Raw genomic sequence first — 24,292 nt, forward strand, 5'->3', positions numbered from 1 at the left:
TCTGCCGGGGATGAGCCGTTGTTTCCGCCTTTGCTGCCCGGCCCCGCGAGGTCGGGCATGATCGGTCTCGATCTGATCGGGGCCAGAGTCCTGTTGCCGGACGAGGGGCTGGTGCCGCGGCGGCTCTCCTTCGCCGAGGGCCGGATCGTCTCCGACCCGGTGGGGCGGCGGGTCGATCTGTCGGGCTGCCTGATTCTGCCGGGGATCGTCGATCTGCATGGGGACGGGTTTGAGCGTCACGTCGCGCCCCGGCGCGGCGCGATGACCGACCCCGAGGAAGGCATCGTCACGGCCGCCACGGAACTGGCGGTCAACGGCATCACCACGGGGGTTCTGGCGCAATTCTACAGCTGGGAGGGCGGGCTGCGCGGGCCGGAATTCGCGGCCCGGGTGTTCGGGGCCATCGCCGTCGCCCGGGCCCGGGTCGTGCCCGACCTGATCCCGCAGCTGCGCTTCGAGGTCTCGCTGCTTGATGACTATGCGGCGCTGCCGGCGGTCTTGGCCGGCTGGGGCATCACCTATGTCGTCTTCAACGATCATCTGGCGCACGACCGGCTGGCGGCGGGGCGCAAGCCGCCGCGGTTGACCGGCCAGGCGCTGAAGGCGGGCTGCAATCCTGAGGCCTATTTCGAACGGATGCTGGCGCTGGAGGCGCGCATGCCGGAGGTTCCGGCGGCGCTCGACCGGCTTTGCGCGGCGCTGGCCGGGCAGGGGGTGCGCATGGGCAGCCATGACGATCGCGCCGCGGGCGGGCGCGACGACTGGCGCGCGCGTGGCGTGCGAATCGCCGAATTCCCCGAGACCTGGGGCGCGGCCGAAGCGGCGCGGGCGGGCGGCGACGCGGTGGTCATGGGGGCACCCAACGTGATGCGGGGCGGATCGCACAACGGCAATGTCTCGGCCCGCGATCTGGTCGTGGCGGGGCTTTGCGATGCGCTGGCCTCGGATTACCACTATCCCTCGCTGCGCCGCGCCGCCTGGAGCCTGGCGGAGGAGATCGGGATCGAACGGGCCTGGGAGCTGGTGTCGAGCGGGCCGGCGCGGGTTCTGGGGCTGAGCGACCGCGGCCGGCTGGAGCCGGGCCTGCGCGCGGATCTGCTGATTCTCGAAGAGCGGACGGGGCGTGTGGTGGGCGTCTTCGCCGAAGGCCGCGTCGCGCATCTGGCGGGGGATTTCGCCGGCCGCTTCCTGATGGCGTAAGGCGGATCGGGGCCCCGGATCTGCGGGCGGCGGCGCCGGAGGCCCGTTTCGGGAGCCTCCGGCGGGGATATTTGCAGCTAGAAAAAGGCGCGGGCCGGGGTCAGCGCGGGGCGCGGATCACCCGGTTGACATGGCCCATCTTGCGGCCTGGCTTGACCTCGGACTTGCCGTAGAGGTGGAGCGCGGTGTCGGGCTGGCGGGCGAGCGCGGGCACCCGGTCCATATCGTCGCCGATCAGGTTTTCCATCACCACATCCACATGGCGTCGACCGTCGCCCAGGGGCCAGCCGGCGACGGCGCGGATATGCTGTTCGAACTGGTCGACGGTGCAGCCGTTCTGGGTCCAATGGCCGGAATTATGGACGCGGGGGGCGATCTCGTTGACCACCAGCCCCTGGGGCGTCACGAAGAGTTCGACCCCCATGACGCCGACGTAATGGAGCGAATTGAGGATCTTGGCCGCCAGCAGCACGGCATCCATCCGCTGCGCCTCGCTCAGCCGGGCGGGGACGGTGGTGCGGCGCAGGATGCCGGCTTCGTGCAGGTTCTCGCCGGGGTCGAAACAGGCGATCTCGCCAGTCAGGCCGCGCGCGGCGATCACCGAGATCTCATGGCTGAACTCGACGAAGCCCTCGAGAATCGAAGGGGCGCCTGCCATGTCGGCGAGCGCCTGGGGGGCGTCCTCGGCGGTCATGACGCGGGCCTGTCCCTTGCCGTCATAGCCGAACCGGCGGGTCTTGAGGATCGCCGGCGCGCCGATCTCTTCCAGCGCCTCTGCCAGGTCGATGGCGTCATCCACGGCGGCGAAGGGGGCGGTCCTGAGGCCCAGATCGGTCAGAAAGGCCTTTTCCGTCAGCCGGTCCTGGCTGACCTTCAGCGCATTGCGGTTGGGCCGGATCGGGCGCAGCGGTTCCAGCAGGTCAAGCGCCGCGGTCGGGATGTTCTCGAATTCATAGGTGATGACGTCGACGGTTTCGGCGAAGGCGCGCAGGGCGTCCTCGTCCTCATAGGGGGCGGTGGTCACCCGGGCTGCCACATCGCCGGCGGGCGGGTTGGCGCCCGGTTCGTAGATATGGGTGGCAAAGCCCAGCCGGCTGGCCGCGACCGAGAGCATGCGGCCAAGTTGGCCGCCGCCGAGGATGCCGATCACGGCGCCGGGAGCGAGAGGCTCAGTCATCAATGGGGTCCTCCGGGATCGAGGCGGACAGGGCCGCGCGCCAATCGTCGAGCCGCTTGGCCAGCGCCGGATCCTGCAGCGCCAGGATGCCGGCGGCCATCAGCCCGGCATTGGCGCCGCCGGCGGCGCCGATCGCCATGGTGGCGACGGGAAAGCCCTTGGGCATCTGAACGATGGAATAGAGGGAATCGACGCCCGACAACGTGCGGGTCTGGATCGGCACGCCGATCACCGGCACCCGGGTCTTCGAGGCCATCATGCCCGGCAGATGCGCCGCGCCGCCGGCGCCCGCGATGATCACCTGCAGCCCGCGCGCCACCGCGCTTTTGCCGTAATCCCACAGCCGGTCCGGCGTGCGATGGGCCGAGACGATCTTGGCCTCATAGGGGATCTCCAGGGTGTCGAGGATCTCTGCGGCGAGTTTCATGGTCGGCCAGTCGGACTGGCTGCCCATGATGATGCCGACAGGCGGGTTGGCGGGATTGTCCATGAGCTGCGCGCCCCAAGCTGCGCCGAAACCGGCTAAGGAGCGCGCACTATATCCAAATCGATCCCGCAGGCAATGCGTCTTGCCGACCGGCCCGGCGACTGGTGGCTCAGGCGATGATATCGGGAGTCAGCCGGTCTTCGATCAGCGCGATCATGTCCTTCAACCAGAGTTTTTGCTTTTTCAGCCGTTGCACGGTGAGCTGATCGGCGGTGCCACGGTCGACAAGTGCGATGATCGCCTCGTCCAGGTCGCGATGCTGGCGGCGGAACACCTCAAGCTCGACACGCAGAACCTCATCGGTTTTCATCGAGATATCGGTGCGGATGTTCATGGCGACTCACTTGGTTGGTGAAGCTTTGTCAGAAATCAGAATACGATGCCGCACGGTTTTCGCCTAGCCCTTGTTAATGATCGTCATTCTGCCCATATTCAGTCCAGTAGCGGTCGCCGGCATGGGGCCGCCTGCTCCGTCGCTTTGGTAAAAGGACGAAAGACGTGTCGAAACTTACCCTGGGGTCTTACCCGCATTTGCTGGGCTTCGAACAGCTTGAACGCCTGTTGGAACGTTCGGCCAAATCGGGCAACGAAGGATACCCGCCGTATAATATCGAGCAGACCTCCGAATGCTCCTATCGCATTACCCTGGCGGTTGCCGGGTTTGCCGAGGAGGATCTGTCCATCACGATCGAGGATCGCCAATTGGTGATCCGCGGTCGTCAGAGTGATGACAACGGCGGGCGCGTATTCCTGCATCGTGGCATTGCCAGCCGTCAGTTCCAGCGCATGTTCGTGCTGGCCGATGGGGTCGAGGTGGGGGAAGCCCTGATGGAGAACGGTCTGCTGCATGTGGACCTGACCCGTGCCGAACCGGAAACCGTGGTGCAGACCATCAACATCAGAAAGGGGTAACGCACATGAACACGCCTTTTGATTTCAACCAGGATGGCCGTCGGATCGTTTACGTGAAGGCGGTGGATGTCGCCAACTTGCCGGCCGAAGTTCGTGCCGGGGCGCAGGGGCTTGATCACCTCTATGCGGTGCATGACGCCGAGGGGCAGCAGCTTGCGCTGGTGGCGGATCGGCGGATGGCCTTCATCCTGGCCCGTCAGAACGATCTTGAACCGGTGACCGTCCATTGAGCCGGTTCACCTTCGACTGGGTGGACGCCTTTACCGACCGCGCCTTTGGCGGCAACGGTTGTGTCGTCGTTCACGAGGCCGATGAATTGAGCATCGCGGATCGGCTGGCGCTGGTCCGCGAAACGTCACTATCGGAATGCGCCTTTGTCGTCGGCTCGGACGTGGCCGATTTCGGTGCGCGCTATTATCTCGCCGACAAGGAAATCCTGATGGCGGGCCACCCGACGGTGGCCACCGTGGTGTCGCTGGTCGATCGTGGCCTGGTCAGCTTGACCGAGGGCCGCGCCGATTTCACGCTGGAGGTCGGCTCCGGCGTGCTGCCGATCACGGTCGAGCGGGGGCCGGCCGGCGTGAAGGTCGTCATGACCCAGGCGGCGCCGCAGTTCGGCCGCGCCTTTGATCCCGCCGAGATCGCGGCGATGGTGTCGCTGGCGCCTGAGGATATTCTGGGCACGCCGCAGGTGGTCTCCACCGGCTCGCCCTTCTGCATAACAGTTTTGGAAGACAAGGACGCGCTGCGCCGGGCGCGGCTTGATGTCGATCTGTTCTATGCGATGAACCCGCCGGGCACCCCGCGCGCCGAGGTGATCGAACCCTTCCTGGTCACCCTGGGGGGCGAGACCGAGGCGGGTGATACCTTCTCGCGCCTGCTGCTGCCGCCGCCGTTGCCGGCGGAGGATCCCTTTACCGGCTCGGCTACCGGCTGCATGGCCGGCTACCTGTGGCATCACAACCTGATCGACGCGCCGACTTTCAAGGCGGAGCAGGGCCATTGGATGGGCCGTCCCGGTCTGGCCGAGGTCGAGGTTCTGGGCCCCCGCGCGGCTCCCACCGGCGTCAAGGTCGGCGGCCAGGGCTATGTGCTGATGCGCGGCGAGCTGGAGCTGCCAGCGGCCTGATCCCGGCGGCAGCAAGCAGGACAGGACCACCCGATGACCGAGCCCGCAATCGCCATCCTGCCCTATGGGCGTCGCCTGGGGCCGGGGCTGTCGGCCATGCCGCTCGCCGATCTGATCTGGCCCCTGGGCTGTCCGGACCGGCTGAAGGGCGGCAGCGTCGGCGATCTGGGGCCGCAGGATCACCTGCTGGTCTATCCCCGCACCGACATCCATTTCCGCCTGCGCCGTGGCACAAGGGCGCGGATTTCGCTGATCATGGCGGAACCCGAGGTGATCCACCGCAAGCACCTGCGCCTGCTGCGGCTCAGCTGGCGGCGATTCTATCGCATCCTCACCTTCAACGAGGGGCTGCTGCAGGCGGTGCCCAATGCGGTGCTCTTCCCGCTGGGCACCACCTGGGTGCCGGAATGGCGCGATTTGCCATTGGACAAGACGGCGATGTGTTCGCTGATCGCCTCGGCCAAGCGCGACTCGGAAGGCCACAAGCTGCGCCACGCGATGGTCGACTGGTCACGCGCCACCGGGCAGCAGGTGACGGTTCTGGGCCGCGGCTATACCCCCTTCGAGGCCAAGGCCGAGGGGCTCGCTCCCTACCGTTATTCCATCGTCATCGAGAATGTGCGCGAGACCAATTATTTCTCGGAGAAACTGATGGATGCGGTGCTGTGCAATACGGTGCCGATTTATTGGGGCTGTCCCAATCTCGATCGGTTCATGAACCCGGAGGGCATCATCCAATGCCGGACCGAGGCCGATCTGCGCGCGGCGGTCGCCGCCATGTCGGTCGAGGATTTCGAGGCGCGCTTGCCGCAGCTTCGCCGTCTGCAGGGAGAGCTGCAGAGATATATCGACATCGATGCCCGGGCGGCCGAGGTCATTCAAAAAAGTCTCTGAACCAGTTTTAATTTTCGGAGCTGGCTGGCCGATCTAATTCTGCCCCGTTACGGTCCGAAGCCGGAGATATTTCAGGTTCTGAAGGAGATCGTTCCGTATGAAGCCAATTGTCAGGCTGCTCGGGGCATTTGCCATTTCGTTGTTTTCAGGTCTCACGGCGCAGGCGGGGATGGAGGAGCCCTATGTGCGATGCGTGCAACAGCAATTATCTGCGTTGGGTCTGTCCGATGTTGCCGTGACCGGTCGGATCAATTCTGCGACGAAGGCCGGGGTGGACACCGTCCGCCGCCAGTTTGGCGATGGCACCAACCTGGCCGCCTTGCCGCGCCTCTCTACTGATTCTGTGGTCAGCTGGTGTCGCGAGATCGGAGCGTTGAAACCGGGATTGCGGCAAATGATGCCCAGCAGCCGGCCGCCCTTCGTTCTGGGGCAGAGCGATATGCAGACCGTGCTTCTGCAATCGAGCTTTTCTGAGGTCGAACAGTTTTATCGTTCGTTCTATGGCATTTACCCCGCCAGCCGAGTGGATGTGGCGGGTGCCGATTCAGGGGAAGTTCTGGCAGATTTCGCGCTGGAACTGCAGCGTCGGCGCGGCCCTTCGATCGGGCGGATGCGCGATTACGTGGCCAGAATCTGCGACACCCCGAGCCTGCGTTTCGGCGGGCAGGCCTATATGAACCAGCTTCTCATCTGCTGGCCCTATGAGACCAGCTATGGCGCCGATTGGCGTCGGGATATCGCGGGTCAATTGTCGTTTCTGATGGTTCATGAATACATGCATCACGTGCAGCGAGAGCTTGCCAACAACAAGGTCGGGGGGCCGGGCTATGGCTATCGGACCAAGATGGGGCCGGCTTGGATGGTCGAAGGGTCTGCATCGCTGGCGGAATATCGCTGGGCGCAGCAGCGGGGCGGAAACAGTGCCAAGATGCTGGCAAAGGCGCAGAAATATTCTGAAGACAGCAAAAAGACATTGAACGCCATGCTGGAGCATGGATCGGTCAAAGGATACGAGCAATATCAGATTGCCATGTATGGCGTGTTCCTTTTGGAGGAACGCTTCGGACAGGCATCTGTCCTGAATTATTGGCGTGCGATTGGGGCGAATGCCTCGTGGGAAAGTGCCTTCCATTCTGCATTCGGACTATCGATGGGAGAGTACATGGGGCAATTCAAGACCATGCGTCTTGATCCCGCCAAAGCCATGGCCTTTCGTGCGGTAAAGTAACGCCAGATAATAGGTGGCAAAGACGGGCCGGCATTCGATGCCGGCCTTCGTGTTTTCGCGGGGCCTGCCACGGCGTTCAGGTGGGCTGTCAAGCTGATCTCCCCCATCCGAAGGGCGTGCCTCCCATCCGGGGGGCAGATGCCTTGCGTTTTCGCGGCGTTCTCTGTAAGCCCCCCGCCACACCGGTCGCAGCCTACCCGGTTATCAAAACAAGGACTGAAACGATGAAAACTGCTGTTGTCTGCTCCGGCGGACTCGATTCCGTGTCGTTGGCCCATGTGCTGGCGGCGGAAAACTCTCTCACACGACTGATCTCTTTCGATTACGGCCAAAGGCACCGGAAAGAGCTGGACTTCGCCGCCGCCTGTGCGGCGCGGCTCAAGGTGCCGCATCATGTGATCGACCTGCGATCGGTGGGGGCGGCGCTGACCGGCTCGGCCCTGACCGACGAGCTGGATGTGCCGGACGGCCATTACGCGGAAGAGACCATGCGGATCACCGTGGTCCCCAACCGCAACGCCATCATGCTGACCATCGCCTTCGGCATCGCCGCGGCGCAGGGGGATGACGCGGTGGCCACTGCCGTGCACGGCGGCGATCACTTCATCTATCCTGATTGCCGTCCGGCCTTTACCGAGGCGTTTGACGCGATGCAGCGGGCGGCGCTTGACGGTTATGCCGATGTGCGCCTTTCCACCCCCTTCGTGCACCGCAGCAAGGCCGATATCGTCACCGCCGGCGCCAAGGCCGGCACGCCCTTTGAGCAGACCTGGTCCTGCTACAAGGGCGGCGAGGTACATTGCGGCCGGTGCGGCACCTGTGTCGAGCGGCGCGAGGCCTTCGACCTCGCCGGAGTCGAAGACCCGACGCCCTATGCCGATCCCGACTTCTGGCGTGCGGCGGTGGCGGCGCGGGGCGAGGCGTGATGCACAGGATCAGCAAGGAATTCCACTTCTCCGCCTCGCATCAGCTCTCCCATCTCGCCCCCGATCATCAATGTGCCAGGCTGCATGGGCACAATTACATCGTGGTGGTCGAACTGGCGGCGGCCGAGCTGAACGCCGATGGCTTCGTGCGGGATTACCACGAACTGGCGCCGCTCAAGGCCTATATCGACGGGACTTTCGATCATCGGCACCTGAACGACGTGCTGCCCATGGCCTCCACCGCCGAGAACATGGCGCGGCATTTCTTCGACTGGTGCCGCGCGCGTTGGCCCGAGGTGACGGCGGTGAAGGTCTCCGAGACCCCCAAGACCTGGGCGGAGTACCGGCCATGACCCTGCGGATATCCGAGATTTTCGGGCCGACCATCCAGGGCGAGGGGACGCTGATCGGCGTGCCCACCGTCTTCGTGCGGGCGGGGGGCTGCGATTACCGCTGTGTCTGGTGCGACAGCCTGCATGCGGTGGACAGCGCCTATCGGGCAGACTGGGCGCCGATGACGCCCGAGGCGATCTGGGCCGAGGTGCAGCGCCTATCCTCCGGCCAGCCGCTGGTGGTCTCGATTTCGGGCGGCAATCCGGCGATCCAGGATTTCGCGCCGCTGATCGCCCTGGGCCGGGCCGAGGGCTATGGCTTTGCCTGCGAAACCCAGGGCTCGGTGGCACGCGACTGGTTTGCCGATCTCGACACCCTGGTGCTCAGCCCCAAGCCGCCGTCATCGGGCCAGGTGGTGGATTGGGCGGCTTTTGATGCCTGCCTTGCGGCGGCGGGGCAGGGGCCGCAGGTGGGGATGAAGATCGTGATCTTCGACGAAGTGGATTACCTCTGGGCGCGGGAGGTGGCGCAACGTTACCCCGACCTGCCGCTTTATCTGCAACCCGGGAACCCTGAGGTCGACCCGGAGCGCCCGGTCGATCTGACTGCGGCGCTCGCCCGGCTGGAAGGGCTGATCGACCGGGTCACCGCCGACCGATGGTTCCGCCCCCGGGTGTTGCCGCAGCTTCATATGCTGGTCTGGGGCAACAAGCGCGGCGTCTGACGACAGTTTAGGAGACAGATCATGACCAATTCGATCTACAAGGATCTCAAGCAACTGGGCGGCGCCACCGTGCTGCCCGCAAACCCCGATGAGGCGGTGCTGGAGCGGGTGCAGAACCCGCAGGCGGATGTGACCTATAACGTCCGCTTCACCGCGCCCGAGTTCACCTCGCTCTGCCCGATGACGGGGCAGCCGGACTTTGCTCATCTGGTGATCGACTATGTGCCGGGGAACTGGCTGGTAGAGAGCAAATCGCTGAAGCTCTACCTCGGCGCCTTTCGCAATCACGGCGCCTTTCACGAGGATTGCACCGTGTCGATCGGCCGGCGGCTGGCAGAGTTTCTGGCGCCGCAATGGCTGCGCATCGGCGGCTATTGGTATCCGCGCGGCGGCATCCCGATCGACGTCTTCTGGCAGACGGGTCCGATGCCGGAAGGTGTCTGGATTCCCGATCAGGGGGTGCCGCCCTATCGCGGTCGGGGATAGGCCAGTCGCCCATCGTCAAAGAAAAACGGGCCGGAGCATCGCTCCGGGCCGTTTTCTTTTCTTCAGGGATGGCGCGATCAGCTCAGGCCGATCAGCCCCATCTGCTCCAGCTTCAGCAGCACCTGATGGGCGCAATTGTCCACATCAGTGCCCTCGGTTTCCAGCCGCAGCTCGGGGGTTGCCGGCGCCTCGTAGGGGTCGGAAATCCCGGTGAATTCCTTGATCTTGCCTTCGCGGGCCAGCTTGTAGAGCCCCTTGCGGTCGCGGCGTTCGCATTCCTCGATCGAGGTGGCGACATGCACTTCGACAAAGGCGCCATAGGCTTCGATCATCTCACGCACGGCGCGGCGGGTCGAGGTATAGGGCGCGATCGGGGCACAGATGGCGATCCCGCCGTTCTTGGTGATCTCCGAGGCCACATAGCCGATCCGCTTGATGTTGATGTCGCGGTGCTCTTTCGAGAAGCCCAGCTCGGAGCTGAGGTGCTTGCGCACCACGTCGCCGTCGAGCAGGGTCACCGGACGGCCACCCATCTCCATCAGCTTGACCATCAGCGCGTTGGCGACCGTCGACTTGCCCGAGCCGGAGAAGCCGGTGAAGAAGACGGTGAAGCCCTGCTTGGCCCGCGGCGGCTTGGTCTTGCGCAGCTCGGTCACCACCTCGGGGAAGGAGAACCATTCGGGGATCTCCAGACCTTCGGCCAGACGGCGGCGCAGCTCGGTGCCCGAGATGTTCAGGATCGTGACGTTATCCTTGTCCTCGATCTCGTCCATCGGCTCGTATTGCGCGCGTTCCTGCACCCAGACCATGTGCTTGAAGTCGACCATTTCGACGCCGATCTCGTCCTGATACTGGCGGAACAGGTCCTGGGCGTCGTAAGGCCCATAGAAATCCTCGCCGGCCGAGTTCTTGCCGGGGCCGGCGTGGTCGCGGCCGACGATGAAGTGGGTGCAGCCGTGGTTCTTGCGGATCAGCCCGTGCCAGACCGCCTCGCGCGGGCCGGCCATGCGCATGGCCAGGTTCAGCAGCGACATCGTGGTGGTCGAGGCCGGATATTTGTCCAGCACCGCCTCATAGCAGCGCACGCGGGTGAAGTGATCGACATCGCCCGGCTTGGTCATGCCGACGACCGGATGGATCAGCAGGTTGGCCTGCGCTTCTTTGGCGGCGCGGAAGGTCAGCTCCTGGTGGGCACGGTGCAGCGGGTTGCGGGTCTGGAAGGCGACAATGCGGCGCCAGCCCAGCTTGCGGAAATAGGCGCGCAGCTCGTTCGGGGTGTCGCGGCGGCCCTTGAAATCATAGTGCACGGGCTGCTGGATGCCGGTCACCGGGCCGCCCAGGTAAATCTTGCCGGCCTGATTGTGCAGATAGTTGACGGCCGGGTGCGCCAGATCGTCGGCGCCAAAGACCATCTCGGCCTCGCGCGACTTGTTGGGTTCCCAACGGTCGGTGACGGTCATGGTCGCCAGGATCACGCCTTCCTGGTCGCGCAGCGCGATATCCTCGCCCAGCTCAAGCCCGTCGGCAAAGCTTTCGGACACGTCCAGCGTGATCGGGATCGGCCAGAGAGAACCGTCAGCGGTTCGCATGTTCTCGACGACGCCGTTGTAATCGGCTTCGGTCAGGAACCCCTTGAGCGGGAAAAAACCGCCATTCATCAGGAGTTCGAGATCACAGATCTGGCGCGGGGTCAGATCAAGGCTTTTCAGGTTGGCGGCCTCGAATTTCAGTTTTTGTGCGGAATCGTAGGAAACATAAAGCTCAGGGATAGGAGCCAGATTGCTAAGCATCGTCATTTCAAATCTCTCGACTTCGGTTGTTCGGTCGGGCCCGCGGCCGGGTCGTTGGCGGCATAGCCCTGCTTCCAATTAAAAGTCCAGTAGTCGTTGGGGGATTTCTACCGGGAATAGGTGGTTATAGCACAGTTTTCGCGGCTTTTCGCCGGTTTGGCGCCCGGGCGAGCGAGGCTGCATCATTCGCGCGCGGGGATGGCGGGGGCCTGCGCGACCGCGGGGCCGGGCGTCAGGTGGTCCAGCATGCTGCCGTCCTTGAGCGGCAGCGCCTTCAGGGGGGCAGGGCGGCCGCGCAGGTCTAGCTCGATCAGCGGCAATGGCGCGGTGTCGATCCCGGCGGCCTCGAGCAGCGGGGCGGAGATCAGGAATTCGACTTCAAGATCGCGGGTGCGCCCCTCCAGCCGGCTGGCGGTATTGACGGTGTCGCCGATGATGGTGCGGGGGGCATTGCCGGCGGCGCCGATCTCTCCCAGCACCAGATCGCCCAGATGCAGGCCGACGCCGATGCGGATCGGTGGCACGCCTTCCCGTTCGAGTTCCGCGTTGAAGGTGGTGAGCGCCATGCTCAGCCCGCGGGCGGCCCGCAGCGCGGCGCGGGCAGAGCTTTGCATATCCTCGGTCTCGAAGACGGCCAGCAGCCCGTCGCCGAGGTATTTGTCGACGCTGCCGCCAGCCTCGAGGATCGGCGGCACGATGGCGTCGAAGAAGCGATTTAGCAGGAACACCACGTCATAGGGCAATTGCCCCGCGGTGCGGGCGGTGAAACCGCGCATGTCGAGAAACAGGATCGCCAGTTGCCGTTCTTGCCCGCGGCTGGCATGGGCGCGGTCACGGCGCCCGTCCGGGCGGAAGACGCGAAACACCGTCATCGGATGGGTCGGACGGATCTGGCAGGCCAGCCGGGTATTGGGACCGGCGTTCACCGCCCGCAGGCTGTTGGCCTCGGCAGGGCTGGGCGGAGCGAGGAATTCGCCTCCCGCCTCGATCACCACCCGGCAGGTGGTGCAGCGCCCGCGCCCGCCACAGAGCGCGGTATGCGGCACCCCGTGCAGCTGCGACATCTCCAGCAGGGTCAGACCGCAGGGTGAGGTGGTTTCGGGCCCGTTGACATAGCGGATCCTGACCGAACAGCGCCGCCGCAGCAGCCGGCGCAACAGATGGATCACGGCCGCTAGCAACAAGAGCGCCAGGAACACCTCTCGGCCATGAAGCTCAATCCCGGCTAGGGACTGGAAGACCTGGCGGTCGGGCCAGTGAAATCGGGCCATCTCCAGCGTCCGGGCGGCCGGATCGGCGAAGACTTCGGTGATCCGGCGGCCTTCGGTCATGAAGCCGGCCAGCGCATAGGCGGGGATCAGCATGGCCAGCCCGCTCCAGAGCGGAGCAAGGCGGTTCCACCATGGTTTGCTCCGCAGCCAGAAATGCAGCCCGACGCAGCCATGAACCCAGACCGTCAGCAGCAACAGCGCCTGCGTCCAGCCATCGGCGGTGTTCCAGATCAGCGCGATCAGATAGTCCATCTGGTCATTGACGCCATAGAGCGCATGGGCCAGTCGGGTATGGGTGATATGCGAGATCAACAGCAAGGGGATCGCTAGGCCCGAGACGAACTGCAGCGCGTTCCACCAGGGCATCCGCAGGCTGCGCCGCGCCGCCAGGCTGTAAAGCGCCAGCGCCGCATGGACCAAAAGGGCTGTGTAAAGGATCACCGTGCCGGTCAGGCTGCGTGTGACGATCTCGCGCAGCATCTGTCCCGTCTCCAGCCATTGCGGCGAAAACAGCCCGAGCCCGATGTTGAGCAGGTGGAACAGCACGAAGGTGAAGAGCACCAGACCGCTCGCGATCCGCGCCCTTGTCATCCAATTGCCCCGCCAAAGCTGTGCGGTCACGGGGTCTCTCCCTGTTCTTTGCTGTTGCCGCAAAGTCTGCGGCGCAGCGGACGCCGGGTCAACTGTCGCCGCCGCACAGAGGCCGTGCGACGGACCAGAGCCCAAGGGCAGGGCGGGCGCGTTCGTTCGGTGTATCTCGTCTGCCGCGGCTAACCGGGGTTTCAGCCCGCGCGGGGCGAGCGGAAGACGTCGTTCAAATAGGCCGCGTCCTGAATTCGAAAATGCGTGGTGCCCACCTTTTCGAAGCCCCGGGCCAGATAGAAGCCGATGGCGGGCGTGTTCTCGGAATTCGTGGTCAGCCAGATCGTCGGGCTGCCGGTGGTACGGGCATGGTCCAGCGCAGCGTCCAACAGGGCCTTGCCGATGCCTTTGCCATGGTGGCGTGGCTGGACGTAGAGCGTGGAGAGCTCGGTGGGGAAGCAACCTTCGACGGGGGCAGGGCTGTCGGCGGTGATGCGGGTGAACCCGTCGAGCCCGTCTTCGTTTTCCGATACGATGAAATGTTCCTTGGGATCGTCCAGCAGCGCGCTGAACTTTTCCGTGGTGAATTCGCTCAAGGCGAAATCGGCGAAAAAGGCATTCACGCCCCGGCGAATATAGGTTCCCAGCCAGACCTCGATCGAGATCGCCGCGAGAGACGAGGCGTCAGAGGGGCGGGCGATCCGCAAGGTCATTTGAATTCCGGCCAGCTAGAGGTTCTCGCACCATCTAAAGATGTCCGGCGAAGGGTGGCAAGGGGGCCGTCTGCTGTCGTCTCGGCGGGGCGCCCTGGGGCGCACCCGCCTGCTTCTTGTGTGCTACGCCGGGGGCGAGGCGCGTCAGTCGTTCTGCGCGGCGAGCCAATGCTCGGCGTCGAGCGCCGCCATGCAGCCCATGCCGGCCGAGGTCACCGCCTGGCGATATTTATGATCGGTCAGATCGCCGGCGGCGAAGACGCCGGGCACCGAGGTGGCGGTGGAACCGGGCTGGACCGAGACATAGCCGCCGTTGTGCAGGTCGAGCTGATCCTTGACCAGTTCCGAGGCCGGCGCGTGACCGATGGCGACGAAAACCCCCTTGCAGGGGATTTCGCTGATCTCGCCGCTGCGCACGTCCCTGACCTTGATGCCGGTGACGCCCTTGGGAGACGCTTCGCCCACGACCTCTTCCAGCTCGTGATGCCAGAGCGGGTGGATCTTGGGGTTCTTCATCAGCCGGTCGATCAGGATCTTTTCCGCCCGCAGCTCGTCGCGGCGATGGATCAGCGTCACTTTCGAGGCGAAGTTGGTCAGGAACAGCGCCTCTTCCACGGCGGTATTGCCGCCGCCGATCACCACGATCTCCTGGCCGCGATAGAAGAAGCCATCACAGGTGGCGCAGGCCGAGACGCCGAAGCCCTTGTAGGCCTCTTCCGACGGCAGCCCCAGCCATTTGGCGCGGGCGCCGGTGGCCAGGATCACCGCGTCGGCGGTATAGGTGGTGCCGCTGTCCCCCTTGGCGGTGAAGGGGCGTTTCGACAGGTCGAGATCGGTGATGATGTCGCCGATGATCTCGCAGCCCATCGCTTGGGCGTGCTCCTGCATCTTCACCATCAGGTCGGGGCCCTGCACCTCGGTGAAGCCGGGGAAGTTTTCGACCTCAGTGGTGGTGGTGAGCTGGCCGCCGGGCTCAAGCCCCTGCACCAGGATCGGCGACAGCATGGCGCGGCTGGCATAGATGCCGGCGGTATAGCCGGCCGGGCCGGAGCCGATGATCAGAACCCGGGTGTGGCGCGTGTCAGTCATGATATCCCCATAGATTTCCGCGCGGCGCTCTGGCCGCCAACTTTGACATGGGATATAGCCGCGCCGGCAGGACGCTTAAAGCCCCAAGGGCATCGTGCCCTGACTGCAGCCGGCCAGGTCCACCCCGCCCCGATCGGGGAACTTGCACAGCTTCGTGGCATTGATCCTCAGGAACCATGACGCAATATTGCGTTGCGGCGAAAGATTATTGCGCGTGCCCGGCGTGCTGCTATAAGAAACGCAACTTTAGGGGAGCATTTCATGGCGACCACACGACTCGACCCGATTGATCGCAAGATCCTGTCGGAACTGCAGGCCGATGGCCGGATGACCAATGTCGAACTGGCCAAACGCGTCGGCATCTCGGCGCCGCCTTGCCTGCGCCGCGTGCGCACGCTGGAGGAATCGGGGCTGATCCGCGGCTATCATGCCGACGTCAATGCCCGTGATCTGGGGTTCGAGGTTCAGGTTTTTGCCATGGTCGGGCTCGACAGCCAGGCCGAGGTTGAACTCAGCGCCTTCGAAGAGCGCTGCCGGAATTGGCCGCTGGTTCGCGAATGCCACATGCTGAATGGCGAGGTCGACTTCATCCTGAAATGCGTCGCCCCCGATCTCAGCAGTTTCCAGAGCTTCCTGACCGGCGAGCTGCTGACCACGCCGAACGTGGCCAGCGTCAAGACCTCGCTGGTGATCCGCTGCGCCAAGGACGAACCGGGCGTCCCCTTCGACGTTCTGGAAGAACGGCTGAGCCGCAGCGCCTGAGGCGGCTTAGCTGGCGATCGCGTTGATCTCGCCGTCGCCGGTGCGCGCGAAGGCCTGCGGGCCGAAAGCGTGCAGATCCCGCAGATGCGGGAAGAGGGTGAGGAAGATCTCCCGCATCGCCGGGCTGGTCGTCCGGAATGCGTTGGCGCCGGGGTGATAGGTTTCGAACTCCAGCCCGCCGACACGGATCACCGCATGACGCGGCAGCATCAGGTGATAGACCTGCACCGCCGTCGGCGGCGCGGTTTCGATCACATTCATGCCATCGACGAATTCCTGAACCGAGGTCAGCAAGGGGTTGCCGCCCGCCAGGGTGCGCAGGTGTATCGGGGTTTTCAGCAGCCGGGCCGAGGGGCCGATCAGCACGTCGGACATCGGCGTCTGCATTCCGAAGCTATCGGCCAGGATGCGGATCAGCCGATGATAGCGACCGCGGGCGTCGGGGCGGCCGGGAACGATGGTGGTGCAGCCCTTCCAGGTCAACCTTTCGGCCTGGCCGTCGCGGGTCAGGATCATGTCGCCGGGCAGCAGATCCTCGACCGCGACCGGGCCGCAGTCGGTTTCCACCATCGAGCGGCGGGTAAAGGCGCAGAAGGCATTTTCGAACAACGGCAGCGCCGGGGCGATATGGGTGCTGTCGACGATGTCGCCATTCGGGGCGAGCGTGCTGATTTCATAGCGGCGCAGTTGCGGCCGGCTGTGGGCGCGCAGGGCGGCGGGATCCTGCAGCAGCGGGGAAACTTCGGTGGCATTCTTGACTGCACGAGTCAGGGAATGGGGGATAATCGTCATAACTTACCGGCCCTTGTTCTCAGGGTCGCATCTCTCGCCGGCCCCCACCGACAACGACAGACGGACACGAATTAAAGTGGTCACCATCTGTAACAGATACGCTTTTGCCAAAATTTGGTTAGAATTGTCAAAGAATTGCGGTCATCTCGGTTAACGCGGCGATCAATGCCTTGGATTTCCAAGACATTGTTTCGATGAAACCCGAGGGTTTCGCCTTATTTCCGTCATTATTCGAAAGAATGACGCGAATCTTCTCCTGCACTGGGTGCCTCGGCGTCTCCCGTCAGACGCCGGGGGCGTGGATCAGGCGCCCGAAGAGCTGCGCGGCGGGCGGTTCCAGGGCAGGACGACATCGGCGGATTTCGACGCCTCGATGACCGATTTGATGAAGCGGTTCTTCTGTTTCATTCTGTTCTGCTCCTGTCATGGCCGCGCGGATGCGGGCTTTCGATGAGCAGACAGTCGTTGTCCAATCGGGCGTCGATGGGGCGGATCGGGGGAAATTTATGTGGCAATTGCGGCGGCGCTGCCGCAATTGCCGGTCACAGCCGGATGGCCGAGATCAGCCGGCCATAGTCGGCCTCGCCCTGATGGGTGGCACGGCGATAGGAATAGAAGCGCTCGGGGTCGGAATAGGTGCAATGACGGGTCCATTCCGCCTCTCCCACGCCGGCGTTGCGCAGCCGGTAAAGCCCGAATCCCGGCAGATCAAAGAGATAGCGGTCGCCGTCGCCATTGGCGAAGAAGCGGGCGGCGTCGGGGTCTTCCATGGTGAAGGTGTCGAAGAACTCGGGCCCGACCTCATAGGCGCGCTGGGATATGGTGGGACCGATCACCGCCACGGTATCGGCACGATCGGCGCCAAGCGCCTCCATCGCGTCGAGCGTCGCTTCCAGCACCCCGTCGAGCGCCCCGCGCCAGCCGGCGTGGGCGGCGCCGATGACGCCGGCCTTCCGATCGGCGAAGAGAACCGGCTGGCAATCGGCGGTCAGCACCGTCAGGGCGATGCCCGGCGTGGCGGTGACCAGCGCATCGGCGCGCGGCTTGTCGGCGCTGGGGGCGGTGACGGTGACCACATTGGCCGAATGCACCTGATGCACCGCGGCAAGCGCCAGGGGATCGAGATCCAGCGCCTGGGCGACGCGGCTGCGGTTGATCGCCACCACCTCGGCCAGATCGGTCGAGCCGGGGCCGCAGTTGAGCCCGGCGAAGACCCCGGACGAGGCGCCGCCGCGTCGGGTGAAGAATCCGTGGCGCAGCGGCCGCAGGGTCGGGGAGGTGAGAAGTTCCAGCGTCATTTTTCCAGTCCGGGCGGTGCGGAGCTCTGCGATGGGAAAAGGCCCAGCACCTTGAACAGGTTTCCCATTTCCTCGGGGTGCGTCAACCGGCGATGTGCGGCGACAAGCTGATCGAGCGCCGGCCCCGAGAGGCCGCGCGCCAATGTTTGCGCCCGCGCGGTGATTCCCAGCCGTTCGAGGAAAATCCCCTGCGGGGTCAGTCGGCTATGGGCGATGCCGGCGGCCCTCGCGCTGCGCGCCAGGACTTCGAAGTCGACATGGGCGGTCAGATCGGCCTCGCCAGGGGACTGGAGCGGATCGCTGGGCGCATGCGATTTGAGCGCTTGCAGCGTGTCGCCCAGCGAGACCCAGTCGCCATAGTCGATCATCAGGGCGGCGCCGCCGTGGCCGGCGATTCGCGCCGCGATCTGGGCCGTGATCAGCGGCGCGGCCTCGCAGAGTTCGATCAGATCGCCGTCCTTGGTGTCGTCCAGCCGGTCCGCCAGCGCCGGTTGCGCGGTCTGCGGACCAAGGCCGAAGGACAGCGCGCCCTCGCTCAGCCCCACCAGACGTTCACGCCAGCCGGCACCGTCGCGGACGAACTGGCGGATTGGCAGGGCATCGAAGAATTCGTTGGCGACCAGGAAAAGCGGTTGGTCCTTGGGCAGATCGGCCACATCGTCGATCCAGCGGGGCGCATGGCCCGCCAGGGTCTTCGCCTGCATCTCGCGAAGGGTGGGGGAGGCTTCGACCAGCAGCACCCGGGCGGCGGCATGAAAGCCGGGCACGCCGCGCGTGGCGCGCAACAGATCGGCCATCAGCGTGCCGCGGCCGGGGCCAAGCTCGGCCAGGGTGAAGGGGGTGGGCGATCCCTGATCCAGCCAGTACTGCGCCAGGCAAAGGCCGATCAGCTCGCCGAACATCTGGCTGATTTCCGGGGCGGTGATGAAATCGCCCCTGGTGCCGAAGGGATCGCGGGTGGCGTAATAGCCGTAATCGGGATCCAGCAGGCAATCGGCCATGTAATCGGACACCCGGATCGGCCCGGTGGCCAGAATACGGTCGCGAAGCCTGTCCTTCAGGTTCATGCCGTGGCCTTTCTGGCCCGCCAGATGAACCAGAGCCCCAGCAGGATCATCGGCAGCGACAGGAATTGCCCCATGGTCAGCCCATAGCCGTTCAGGTGCAGCGCCAGCCCCAGCGGGTTGCCGGGGGTGACGAATTGGGCATCCGGCTGGCGGAAGAATTCGACGATGAAGCGGGCGATGCCATAGCCGCCGATGAAGCTGCCCAGCACCAGCCCGGGCCGCTTGAAGGCGCCTCGGCGATAGACCAGCCACAGAAGCAGCGCCCCGAGGATCAGCCCTTCGAGCGCGGCCTCGTAAAGCTGCGAAGGGTGGCGGGCGCAGAGGCCCGGCAGCACGCCGGGGCAATCCTGTGCCGCAACCCCGGGAAAGATCACCGCCCAGGGCAGATCAGACGGGCGGCCCCAAAGCTCGGCATTCACGAAATTGGCCAGCCGTCCCAGCATCAGCCCCGGCGGCACGGAGGAGGCGATCAGATCGGCGGCGGGCAGGCATGCGATGCCCTGTTGCCGGGTATAAGCCCAGGAGGCGACGACCACGCCCAGGAACCCGCCGTGGAATGACATGCCGCCCTGCCAGACCATTATGATTTCGGCCGGGTGGGACAGGTAATAGGCGGGCTGATAGAACAGCACGAACCCCAGCCGGCCGCCGAGGATGACGCCAAGGATGATCCAGGTCAGCAGATCCTCGATCTGCTTCGGCGTCATCGGCGCGCCTGAGGCGGGCCAGAGCGCCGGGCGCTTCACGGCGGCCACCGCCAGACGCCAGGCGATCAGGATGCCCGCGATATAGGCCAGCGCGTACCAGCGCAGCGCGAACTCCATCCCGAAGAGCGAGATCGAGAAGACTTCGGACGAAAGGTGCGGAAAGGGGATGACTGCCTGCATGTGCGTCTCCTTGCCTCCGGTCGCGGGGGCAAGTCAACCTTGCCGCTTGGCCGCATTCCGCCCATATAGGGGCTAACCGCGACACGGAGACAACAGATGCAAACCCGCAACAAGTTCCTGGACGATATCTCGCAGCTCATGACCAATGCGATGGGCGTGGCCCAGGGCGCCAAGGACGAGGCCGAGACGGCGATGAAATCGCTGATGGACCGCTGGCTGGCCGATCGCGATTTTGTGACCCGCGAGGAGTTCGACGCGGTGCGGATCATGGCGCAGAAGGCCCGCGAAGAGAATGCCGCGCTCGAGGCGCGGATCGCTGTGCTGGAAGAGAAACTGTCGAAGTAAGCGCCCTCACGAGGCGTTCGAGAGACCGGTCGCGCGGCGGGCCTGAGGGTCAGGCCGCGCGCCAGAAGGCGGGGGTGAGCAGGACCAGAACGGTCGCCATCTCGAGCCGGCCCAGATACATGCCAATCGCCAGGATCAGCTTTGACGCATTGTCGAGGCTGGCGAAGTTGCCGGCCGGGCCGATGATCTCGCCCACCCCGGGGCCGACGTTGGCGACCGCCGTGAGTGCACCGCTGAGCGCGGTCAGAAAATCCAGCCCCAGCATGTTCAGCATCACCGCCATCACCGTGACGGTGGCGAAATAGAGGGTGAAGAAGGTGATCACGCCTGAGGTCACGTCGGGCCCGATCGGCCGCCCCTCGTAGCGTGGCACCACCACCTGGTGCGGTGCCCGGATCCGGGTGACCGCCGAGGCGGCAAGGCGGAAGAACACGATCCAGCGCATCATCTTGGCGCCGCCGGCGGTCGACCCGGTGCAGCCGCCGACCGCGGTGATGCCGAAGAAGACCGCCACCGCCAGGGGCCCCCAGAGCGTGTAATCGGTGCTGGCATAGCCCGTCGTCGTCACCACCGAGACGACGTTGAAGGCGACCTGGCGGAAGGTCGGTTCGACCTCCATGTCGTTGACCAGCACCAGCCAGGCTGTCAGTGCCAACGTCACCGCCAGCAGGAACACCACCATGACCCTGACCTGTTCGCCCGCCATGTTGCGACGCAGGATGGCGCGGATGTACCAGGCGAAGGGGATGCCGCCGAGGGCCATGAAAATGGTCGCGGTATATTGCAGGAAGGGGCTTTCGAAATGGCCGAAGGAGGCGTCGTAGTTCGAATAGCCGCCGGTCGACAGCGTGGTCATCGCATGGGTGATGGCGTCGAACAGGCTCATCCCCCCCAGCAGATAGAGCAGGAAGCAGATCGCCATCAGGCCGACATAGGCCGTCATCGTCGCCATCGCGAAGCGGGCGGCGTTGGCCAGCTCCTTTTCGCCCTGTTCCGAGCTTTCGGTGCGGAACAGCTGCATGCCGCCCACCTTCAGCATCGGCAGCAGCGCCACGCCGGTCACCACGAAGCCGATGCCGCCCATCCCCTGCAGCAGGGCCCGCCAGAACAGGATGCCCCTCGGGGTCTGGTCCAGTCCGCTCATCACGGTGGAACCCGTGGTGGTGATCCCCGACATCGATTCGAAGAAGGCATCCATCGGCGAGAGCTGCCAGATCATCAGCGGCAGAGCCCCGCAAATCGCGGCGGTCATCCAGACCGTGGCGGTCAGCAGAAAGCCGTGAACTGGCGCCATGTGATGCGAGGATCGCGCCCCGGCCAGCGCGGCGGCACCGCCCAGAAGGCCGGTCAGAACGAAGGCTTCGCTAAACACTGCGGCGGTGGACGGGAAGATCAGCGCGGTCAGCGCCATCAGCCCGGCCATCGCCAGCATGGCGACGCTATTGATGAAGACGACAAAACTCATCTGCTGCATGCCGGGCGTCGTGGGTGGCCCGCTGGTATCCCGCTGTCCGTTGCCTGAGAATTCGGTTCTGCCAATAGCCCATTGTTGTCGTCAAATGACAAGATCCGGAAATGCGGAGGCGGGCGCAGTGTGACCTTTGCCTGCCGCTTGACGGGCCGTCGCGAGCCGCCTGCCTCGGACCTCGCCGAAAAGATTCCAGACCGGTTGGGTCTTCCGGTCCCCGCCCGAGCGCGGGACGAAGTCGTGATCCTCGGGCCCCCGAGGGGCCAACCTTTGACCCGGATGGTGCCGCAGGGAAGAAAGCAACCGCGATCGCGGTCTTTTTCTGCGGGTCTCCCTGAAAGAGCGTGTGCTGCTGGTGGCGCAGGTGATGATCGCCCGTTTTATCGCGGTGTCGATGTCGGGGATCATGTCGGCGGTCGGCCTGGGGCTGACCTGGCACTGGCTGGCGAACTGGCCGAAACAATTCGTCATCGCCTGGCCGATCGCTGTCCTGCCGACCCAGGTCTATGGCCGGCTGGGCTTTGCCGTCGCCGGGCGGATCGTGCCGCGGCGGGATTGAAATCCCCGGGGGCGCTGGTTGAACCGGCGCCCCCGGGGTGAGGATCAGAACTTTACCTCAAGCCGCAGATAGGCGGTGCGGCCGGGTTCGTTGACCTGGGTCACGCTGCTGTCGAAGACATTCGTGCGGCTCAGGTGGTTGGCATAGGTCTTGTCCAGCAGGTTGTTGATGCCGCCGGTCAGCACGACGTTCTCAGCCAGATCATAGCTGCCGAACAGATCGACAGTGGCATAGCCCGGCGTCTTGCCCGGATCGCGCGACGGGTCGATCCGGTCCTGGCCGGTGGCCCAGTTCAGCCGCCCGCCGGCGCGCCAGGCGTCTTGCCCGTAGGAAACGCTGATCTTGCCCTGCAGCGGCGGGATCTGCGCCAAAGGCCGGTTGTCGCTGCGGTTCTGCCCATAGGTATAGGTGGCGTCGCCCGCGACCAGCCAGCCGCCATGCGACCAGCTTGCCTGCAGCTCTGCCCCCGAGAGTTCGGCCGAGACGTTGCGATAATAGGTCAGCCCGGGTTTCGAGAACTGATCACGCAGGATGAAATCGCTGACCCGGTCGTAATAGGCATTCGCCGTCAGGCTCCAGCTCGGGCGTTCCAGCGCGACCCCGAGGTCGAACTGATTGTGCTTCTCGGGGGCGATATCCGGGTTGCCGACCCAGCTGGGCATCCCCATGCTGCCGCGCGCCATGGCGCGTTCGTTGGCGTCCGCCGTGCGGGTCGATCGCGACACCCCGGCAAACAGCTTGGTGCCCTGGCTCAGCTCATGCTCCAGCCGGATCAGCCCGCCGAAGTTGTCCTCGGTCCGTGGGCTGTCGAAGGTGGTGCCATAGACCGCCTGATAATAGACATCCGGCACCGTGGCGGTATAACCGGGCACGCCATTGGCGGCGCCCGCCTCGGCCTTGACGTGATCATAGCGCAGGCCCAGTTTCAGCAGGTTGCGCGGGCTCAGGTCGGTTTCGGTTTCGACATAGAGCCCGGTCTGCGCGATGGTGACATCAGGCCAGCTCAGCGTGCTGGCATTGGCGATGTTCTGGGCCGAGATCACCGGGATCATCCCCATGAAGCCATAGGCCATGCGGTTGTTCGACTGGAAATCCACCCCGACCCGGGCGCGGGTGGCGCCGAATTCGAACTGGCCTTCGAGCTTGCCGCCATGGGTGTCCGAGGTGGTCGGCGACAGCATTCCCATGGTGCCATGCGGGCGCAGGCTGTAGTTGTCCATCACGTGATCGACGTTCGACACGAAGAGGTTGCCCTCGATCCGCCGCAGCGCCCCCATGTCGACATCAACGCCACCGCGCAGCCGATAGGTCCAGGTCTCGGACAGCGGGCTGTCCATGCCGGCGCCGGCGAACAGAACGTCCTCGGCCCGGTCGTGTTCGATGTCGAAGGCCAGCTCGACCCCATCCTTGGCATAGCCGAGGGTGAAGCCGGTGGTCTTCTGGTCAAAGCCGCTGCGCACCCGGGCGCCGCTGCCGTCCTTGTAATCGTTGGCGGTCTTGTATTCGGCGGAGCCCTCCATATAGAAACCGCCGCCCAGATCGTAGGAGACGCTGCCGGCAGATTCAAAGCTGGGCCCGTTATCGGTGCCGCCGATGACGAACTTGCCGGTCAGGCGTTTCTTCTCCTCGAATTCGGGGGCGTCGCGCTCCAGCCGCACGGTGCCGCCGGTGCCGCCCGGGCCGTTGGTGACGCTGGCATAGCCGCGTTCGACGATCACCCGGTCGGCACGGAAGAAATTGGCGATACTGGTCGGCGGGTCCATCCGGTTGGGGCAGCCGCCATAGGTGATGCTGCCGGTGTCGATGATATTGAGCTGATTGCCCTGCTGGCCGCGGATCACGATATCGAGCCCATGGCCGCCCATCCGGCTGGCGGTGACGCCGGGTACTGCCGTCAGCAGCGCGCCGCCGTCAAGCGCCGGAGCCACCGGCAGATCGTCGGGGCTGAATTCGGAATAGCCCGGCACGGGGGTGCTTTGCGGGCCCTGAACCAGGATCGGGTCGAGCGTGAAGGGTTTCTTGTCATACGCGCCGGTGTCTTGCGCCAGCGCCAGCCCGGAAATCGAGCACATCAGAAGGGCGGTCACGCCAAGGCGCGCCGTGGAAATACGGGTCATGTTCATTGTCCCTAGACTTATGAGTTCTTGTGCGCCGACCTCACGCGGCCCGAAGG

26 protein-coding genes are annotated in these 24,292 nt (G+C 65.0%); 13 read left to right on the forward strand and 13 right to left on the reverse strand.

Annotation, left to right across the window (positions count from 1 at the left end):
* Positions 1-57 precede the first annotated feature (57 nt).
* Positions 58-1,200, forward strand: coding sequence for an alpha-D-ribose 1-methylphosphonate 5-triphosphate diphosphatase (locus ACN0V4_RS02680; protein WP_417672969.1), 1,143 nt, complete (start codon positions 58-60; stop codon positions 1,198-1,200).
* A 100-nt stretch (positions 1,201-1,300) separates the two neighbouring features.
* Here ACN0V4_RS02680 and ACN0V4_RS02685 read toward each other — a convergent pair whose 3' ends face one another.
* The 3 genes from ACN0V4_RS02685 to ACN0V4_RS02695 form a co-directional block, all read right to left on the reverse strand.
* Positions 1,301-2,377: a 5-(carboxyamino)imidazole ribonucleotide synthase gene (locus ACN0V4_RS02685; RefSeq protein WP_417672970.1), complete on the reverse strand. Its 1,077-nt coding sequence runs from the start codon at positions 2,375-2,377 to the stop codon at positions 1,301-1,303.
* Complete coding sequence (purE, locus tag ACN0V4_RS02690; protein WP_417672971.1) at positions 2,370-2,867, reverse strand: 5-(carboxyamino)imidazole ribonucleotide mutase; 498 nt, start codon at positions 2,865-2,867, stop codon at positions 2,370-2,372. The genes ACN0V4_RS02685 and purE overlap by 8 nt, the downstream gene beginning before the upstream one ends.
* A 106-nt stretch (positions 2,868-2,973) precedes the next feature.
* On the reverse strand, positions 2,974-3,198 hold the full coding sequence (locus tag ACN0V4_RS02695; protein ID WP_417672972.1) for a YdcH family protein: 225 nt from the start codon (positions 3,196-3,198) through the stop codon (positions 2,974-2,976).
* A 164-nt stretch (positions 3,199-3,362) separates the two neighbouring features.
* On the opposite strand from ACN0V4_RS02695, the gene ACN0V4_RS02700 reads away from it, so the two are divergent.
* The 9 genes from ACN0V4_RS02700 (at position 3,363) to queF (ending at position 9,496) form a co-directional block, all read left to right on the forward strand.
* Entirely contained in the window at positions 3,363-3,776 is a 414-nt protein-coding gene (locus ACN0V4_RS02700; RefSeq protein WP_417672973.1) for an Hsp20 family protein, read from the forward strand.
* 5 nt (positions 3,777-3,781) lie between these two features.
* Positions 3,782-4,006, forward strand: coding sequence for a DUF1150 family protein (locus tag ACN0V4_RS02705; RefSeq protein WP_417672974.1), 225 nt, complete (start codon positions 3,782-3,784; stop codon positions 4,004-4,006).
* Positions 4,003-4,905, forward strand: a complete 903-nt coding sequence (locus tag ACN0V4_RS02710) for a PhzF family phenazine biosynthesis protein (protein WP_417672975.1) — start codon at positions 4,003-4,005, stop codon at positions 4,903-4,905. Before ACN0V4_RS02705 ends, ACN0V4_RS02710 begins: the two co-directional genes overlap by 4 nt.
* Before the next feature lie 33 nt (positions 4,906-4,938).
* Positions 4,939-5,799 carry a glycosyltransferase family 10 domain-containing protein gene (locus tag ACN0V4_RS02715; RefSeq protein ID WP_417672976.1) on the forward strand — a complete coding sequence of 287 codons (861 nt, stop codon included), beginning with the start codon at positions 4,939-4,941 and terminating at the stop codon, positions 5,797-5,799.
* Positions 5,800-5,896: 97 nt separating this feature from the next.
* Positions 5,897-7,027 (forward strand): hypothetical protein, encoded by a 1,131-nt coding sequence (locus ACN0V4_RS02720; protein ID WP_417672977.1) that lies wholly within the window; start codon positions 5,897-5,899, stop codon positions 7,025-7,027.
* A 224-nt stretch (positions 7,028-7,251) separates the two neighbouring features.
* A complete protein-coding gene (queC, locus tag ACN0V4_RS02725) occupies positions 7,252-7,953 on the forward strand; it encodes a 7-cyano-7-deazaguanine synthase QueC (protein ID WP_417672978.1) in 702 nt (233 codons plus the stop codon).
* Positions 7,953-8,306: a 6-carboxytetrahydropterin synthase QueD gene (queD, locus tag ACN0V4_RS02730; protein ID WP_417672979.1), complete on the forward strand. Its 354-nt coding sequence runs from the start codon at positions 7,953-7,955 to the stop codon at positions 8,304-8,306. Before queC ends, queD begins: the two co-directional genes overlap by 1 nt.
* The gene (gene queE, locus ACN0V4_RS02735) at positions 8,303-9,010 is read left to right on the forward strand and encodes a 7-carboxy-7-deazaguanine synthase QueE (protein WP_417672980.1); all 708 of its coding nucleotides are present in this window, start codon (positions 8,303-8,305) and stop codon (positions 9,008-9,010) included. The genes queD and queE overlap by 4 nt, the downstream gene beginning before the upstream one ends.
* 21 nt (positions 9,011-9,031) lie before the next feature.
* Positions 9,032-9,496 carry a preQ(1) synthase gene (gene queF / locus ACN0V4_RS02740; RefSeq protein ID WP_417672981.1) on the forward strand — a complete coding sequence of 155 codons (465 nt, stop codon included), beginning with the start codon at positions 9,032-9,034 and terminating at the stop codon, positions 9,494-9,496.
* A gap of 77 nt (positions 9,497-9,573) precedes the next feature.
* On the opposite strand, the gene ACN0V4_RS02745 is transcribed toward queF, so the two are convergent.
* The 4 genes from ACN0V4_RS02745 to trxB all read right to left on the reverse strand — a co-directional run bounded on the left by ACN0V4_RS02745 (position 9,574) and on the right by trxB (position 14,941).
* Positions 9,574-11,292 carry a bifunctional sulfate adenylyltransferase/adenylylsulfate kinase gene (locus ACN0V4_RS02745; RefSeq protein ID WP_417672982.1) on the reverse strand — a complete coding sequence of 573 codons (1,719 nt, stop codon included), beginning with the start codon at positions 11,290-11,292 and terminating at the stop codon, positions 9,574-9,576.
* A gap of 176 nt (positions 11,293-11,468) precedes the next feature.
* Positions 11,469-13,178, reverse strand: a complete 1,710-nt coding sequence (locus ACN0V4_RS02750; protein WP_417672983.1) for an adenylate/guanylate cyclase domain-containing protein — start codon at positions 13,176-13,178, stop codon at positions 11,469-11,471.
* Between the two features lie 161 nt (positions 13,179-13,339).
* Positions 13,340-13,852, reverse strand: a complete 513-nt coding sequence (locus ACN0V4_RS02755) for a GNAT family N-acetyltransferase (protein WP_417672984.1) — start codon at positions 13,850-13,852, stop codon at positions 13,340-13,342.
* A 144-nt stretch (positions 13,853-13,996) separates the two neighbouring features.
* Complete coding sequence (gene trxB, locus ACN0V4_RS02760; protein ID WP_417672985.1) at positions 13,997-14,941, reverse strand: thioredoxin-disulfide reductase; 945 nt, start codon at positions 14,939-14,941, stop codon at positions 13,997-13,999.
* A 261-nt stretch (positions 14,942-15,202) separates the two neighbouring features.
* Here trxB and ACN0V4_RS02765 point away from each other — a divergent pair, with 261 nt between their 5' ends.
* Positions 15,203-15,703 carry an Lrp/AsnC family transcriptional regulator gene (locus ACN0V4_RS02765; protein WP_417672986.1) on the forward strand — a complete coding sequence of 167 codons (501 nt, stop codon included), beginning with the start codon at positions 15,203-15,205 and terminating at the stop codon, positions 15,701-15,703.
* A 6-nt stretch (positions 15,704-15,709) separates the two neighbouring features.
* Here ACN0V4_RS02765 and ACN0V4_RS02770 read toward each other — a convergent pair whose 3' ends face one another.
* From ACN0V4_RS02770 to lgt, 4 genes are all read right to left on the reverse strand, one after another.
* A complete protein-coding gene (locus ACN0V4_RS02770) occupies positions 15,710-16,495 on the reverse strand; it encodes a Hint domain-containing protein (protein WP_417672987.1) in 786 nt (261 codons plus the stop codon).
* Between the two features lie 542 nt (positions 16,496-17,037).
* Positions 17,038-17,793 (reverse strand): peptidoglycan editing factor PgeF, encoded by a 756-nt coding sequence (pgeF, locus tag ACN0V4_RS02775; protein ID WP_417672988.1) that lies wholly within the window; start codon positions 17,791-17,793, stop codon positions 17,038-17,040.
* Positions 17,790-18,860, reverse strand: coding sequence for a class I SAM-dependent methyltransferase (locus tag ACN0V4_RS02780; RefSeq protein ID WP_417672989.1), 1,071 nt, complete (start codon positions 18,858-18,860; stop codon positions 17,790-17,792). Before ACN0V4_RS02780 ends, pgeF begins: the two co-directional genes overlap by 4 nt.
* Positions 18,857-19,747 carry a prolipoprotein diacylglyceryl transferase gene (gene lgt / locus ACN0V4_RS02785; protein WP_417672990.1) on the reverse strand — a complete coding sequence of 297 codons (891 nt, stop codon included), beginning with the start codon at positions 19,745-19,747 and terminating at the stop codon, positions 18,857-18,859. Before lgt ends, ACN0V4_RS02780 begins: the two co-directional genes overlap by 4 nt.
* 96 nt (positions 19,748-19,843) lie before the next feature.
* Between lgt and ACN0V4_RS02790 the strand changes: the two genes are divergently transcribed.
* On the forward strand, positions 19,844-20,092 hold the full coding sequence (locus tag ACN0V4_RS02790) for an accessory factor UbiK family protein (protein ID WP_417672991.1): 249 nt from the start codon (positions 19,844-19,846) through the stop codon (positions 20,090-20,092).
* A gap of 49 nt (positions 20,093-20,141) precedes the next feature.
* Here the strand turns inward: ACN0V4_RS02790 and ACN0V4_RS02795 are convergent, their stop codons facing one another.
* A complete protein-coding gene (locus ACN0V4_RS02795; RefSeq protein ID WP_417672992.1) occupies positions 20,142-21,566 on the reverse strand; it encodes a TrkH family potassium uptake protein in 1,425 nt (474 codons plus the stop codon).
* 361 nt (positions 21,567-21,927) lie between these two features.
* Here ACN0V4_RS02795 and ACN0V4_RS02800 point away from each other — a divergent pair, with 361 nt between their 5' ends.
* Positions 21,928-22,119 (forward strand): DUF2798 domain-containing protein, encoded by a 192-nt coding sequence (locus tag ACN0V4_RS02800; RefSeq protein WP_417672993.1) that lies wholly within the window; start codon positions 21,928-21,930, stop codon positions 22,117-22,119.
* Between the two features lie 44 nt (positions 22,120-22,163).
* On the opposite strand, the gene ACN0V4_RS02805 is transcribed toward ACN0V4_RS02800, so the two are convergent.
* Positions 22,164-24,236: a TonB-dependent receptor domain-containing protein gene (locus tag ACN0V4_RS02805; protein ID WP_417672994.1), complete on the reverse strand. Its 2,073-nt coding sequence runs from the start codon at positions 24,234-24,236 to the stop codon at positions 22,164-22,166.
* Between the last annotated feature and the right edge of the window lie 56 nt (positions 24,237-24,292).

Origin of the sequence: Pseudodonghicola sp. (genome assembly GCF_048268305.1) — a bacterium.
In the GTDB taxonomy this organism is placed as follows: Bacteria; Pseudomonadota; Alphaproteobacteria; order Rhodobacterales; family Rhodobacteraceae; genus Pseudodonghicola.

What these genes read in the sequence shown, in the direction of transcription:
- ACN0V4_RS02680 (WP_417672969.1), top strand. Translation starts at nt 58, where the DNA reads ATGATCGGTCTCGATCTGATCGGGGCCAGAGTCCTGTTGCCGGACGAG.
- ACN0V4_RS02685 (WP_417672970.1), bottom strand. Translation starts at nt 2,377, where the DNA reads ATGACTGAGCCTCTCGCTCCCGGCGCCGTGATCGGCATCCTCGGCGGC.
- purE (WP_417672971.1), bottom strand. Translation starts at nt 2,867, where the DNA reads ATGGACAATCCCGCCAACCCGCCTGTCGGCATCATCATGGGCAGCCAG.
- ACN0V4_RS02695 (WP_417672972.1), bottom strand. Translation starts at nt 3,198, where the DNA reads ATGAACATCCGCACCGATATCTCGATGAAAACCGATGAGGTTCTGCGT.
- ACN0V4_RS02705 (WP_417672974.1), top strand. Translation starts at nt 3,782, where the DNA reads ATGAACACGCCTTTTGATTTCAACCAGGATGGCCGTCGGATCGTTTAC.
- ACN0V4_RS02715 (WP_417672976.1), top strand. Translation starts at nt 4,939, where the DNA reads ATGACCGAGCCCGCAATCGCCATCCTGCCCTATGGGCGTCGCCTGGGG.
- ACN0V4_RS02720 (WP_417672977.1), top strand. Translation starts at nt 5,897, where the DNA reads ATGAAGCCAATTGTCAGGCTGCTCGGGGCATTTGCCATTTCGTTGTTT.
- queC (WP_417672978.1), top strand. Translation starts at nt 7,252, where the DNA reads ATGAAAACTGCTGTTGTCTGCTCCGGCGGACTCGATTCCGTGTCGTTG.
- queD (WP_417672979.1), top strand. Translation starts at nt 7,953, where the DNA reads ATGCACAGGATCAGCAAGGAATTCCACTTCTCCGCCTCGCATCAGCTC.
- queE (WP_417672980.1), top strand. Translation starts at nt 8,303, where the DNA reads ATGACCCTGCGGATATCCGAGATTTTCGGGCCGACCATCCAGGGCGAG.
- queF (WP_417672981.1), top strand. Translation starts at nt 9,032, where the DNA reads ATGACCAATTCGATCTACAAGGATCTCAAGCAACTGGGCGGCGCCACC.
- ACN0V4_RS02745 (WP_417672982.1), bottom strand. Translation starts at nt 11,292, where the DNA reads ATGACGATGCTTAGCAATCTGGCTCCTATCCCTGAGCTTTATGTTTCC.
- ACN0V4_RS02755 (WP_417672984.1), bottom strand. Translation starts at nt 13,852, where the DNA reads ATGACCTTGCGGATCGCCCGCCCCTCTGACGCCTCGTCTCTCGCGGCG.
- trxB (WP_417672985.1), bottom strand. Translation starts at nt 14,941, where the DNA reads ATGACTGACACGCGCCACACCCGGGTTCTGATCATCGGCTCCGGCCCG.
- ACN0V4_RS02765 (WP_417672986.1), top strand. Translation starts at nt 15,203, where the DNA reads ATGGCGACCACACGACTCGACCCGATTGATCGCAAGATCCTGTCGGAA.
- ACN0V4_RS02770 (WP_417672987.1), bottom strand. Translation starts at nt 16,495, where the DNA reads ATGACGATTATCCCCCATTCCCTGACTCGTGCAGTCAAGAATGCCACC.
- pgeF (WP_417672988.1), bottom strand. Translation starts at nt 17,793, where the DNA reads ATGACGCTGGAACTTCTCACCTCCCCGACCCTGCGGCCGCTGCGCCAC.
- ACN0V4_RS02780 (WP_417672989.1), bottom strand. Translation starts at nt 18,860, where the DNA reads ATGAACCTGAAGGACAGGCTTCGCGACCGTATTCTGGCCACCGGGCCG.
- lgt (WP_417672990.1), bottom strand. Translation starts at nt 19,747, where the DNA reads ATGCAGGCAGTCATCCCCTTTCCGCACCTTTCGTCCGAAGTCTTCTCG.
- ACN0V4_RS02790 (WP_417672991.1), top strand. Translation starts at nt 19,844, where the DNA reads ATGCAAACCCGCAACAAGTTCCTGGACGATATCTCGCAGCTCATGACC.
- ACN0V4_RS02795 (WP_417672992.1), bottom strand. Translation starts at nt 21,566, where the DNA reads ATGCAGCAGATGAGTTTTGTCGTCTTCATCAATAGCGTCGCCATGCTG.
- ACN0V4_RS02800 (WP_417672993.1), top strand. Translation starts at nt 21,928, where the DNA reads ATGATCGCCCGTTTTATCGCGGTGTCGATGTCGGGGATCATGTCGGCG.
- ACN0V4_RS02805 (WP_417672994.1), bottom strand. Translation starts at nt 24,236, where the DNA reads ATGACCCGTATTTCCACGGCGCGCCTTGGCGTGACCGCCCTTCTGATG.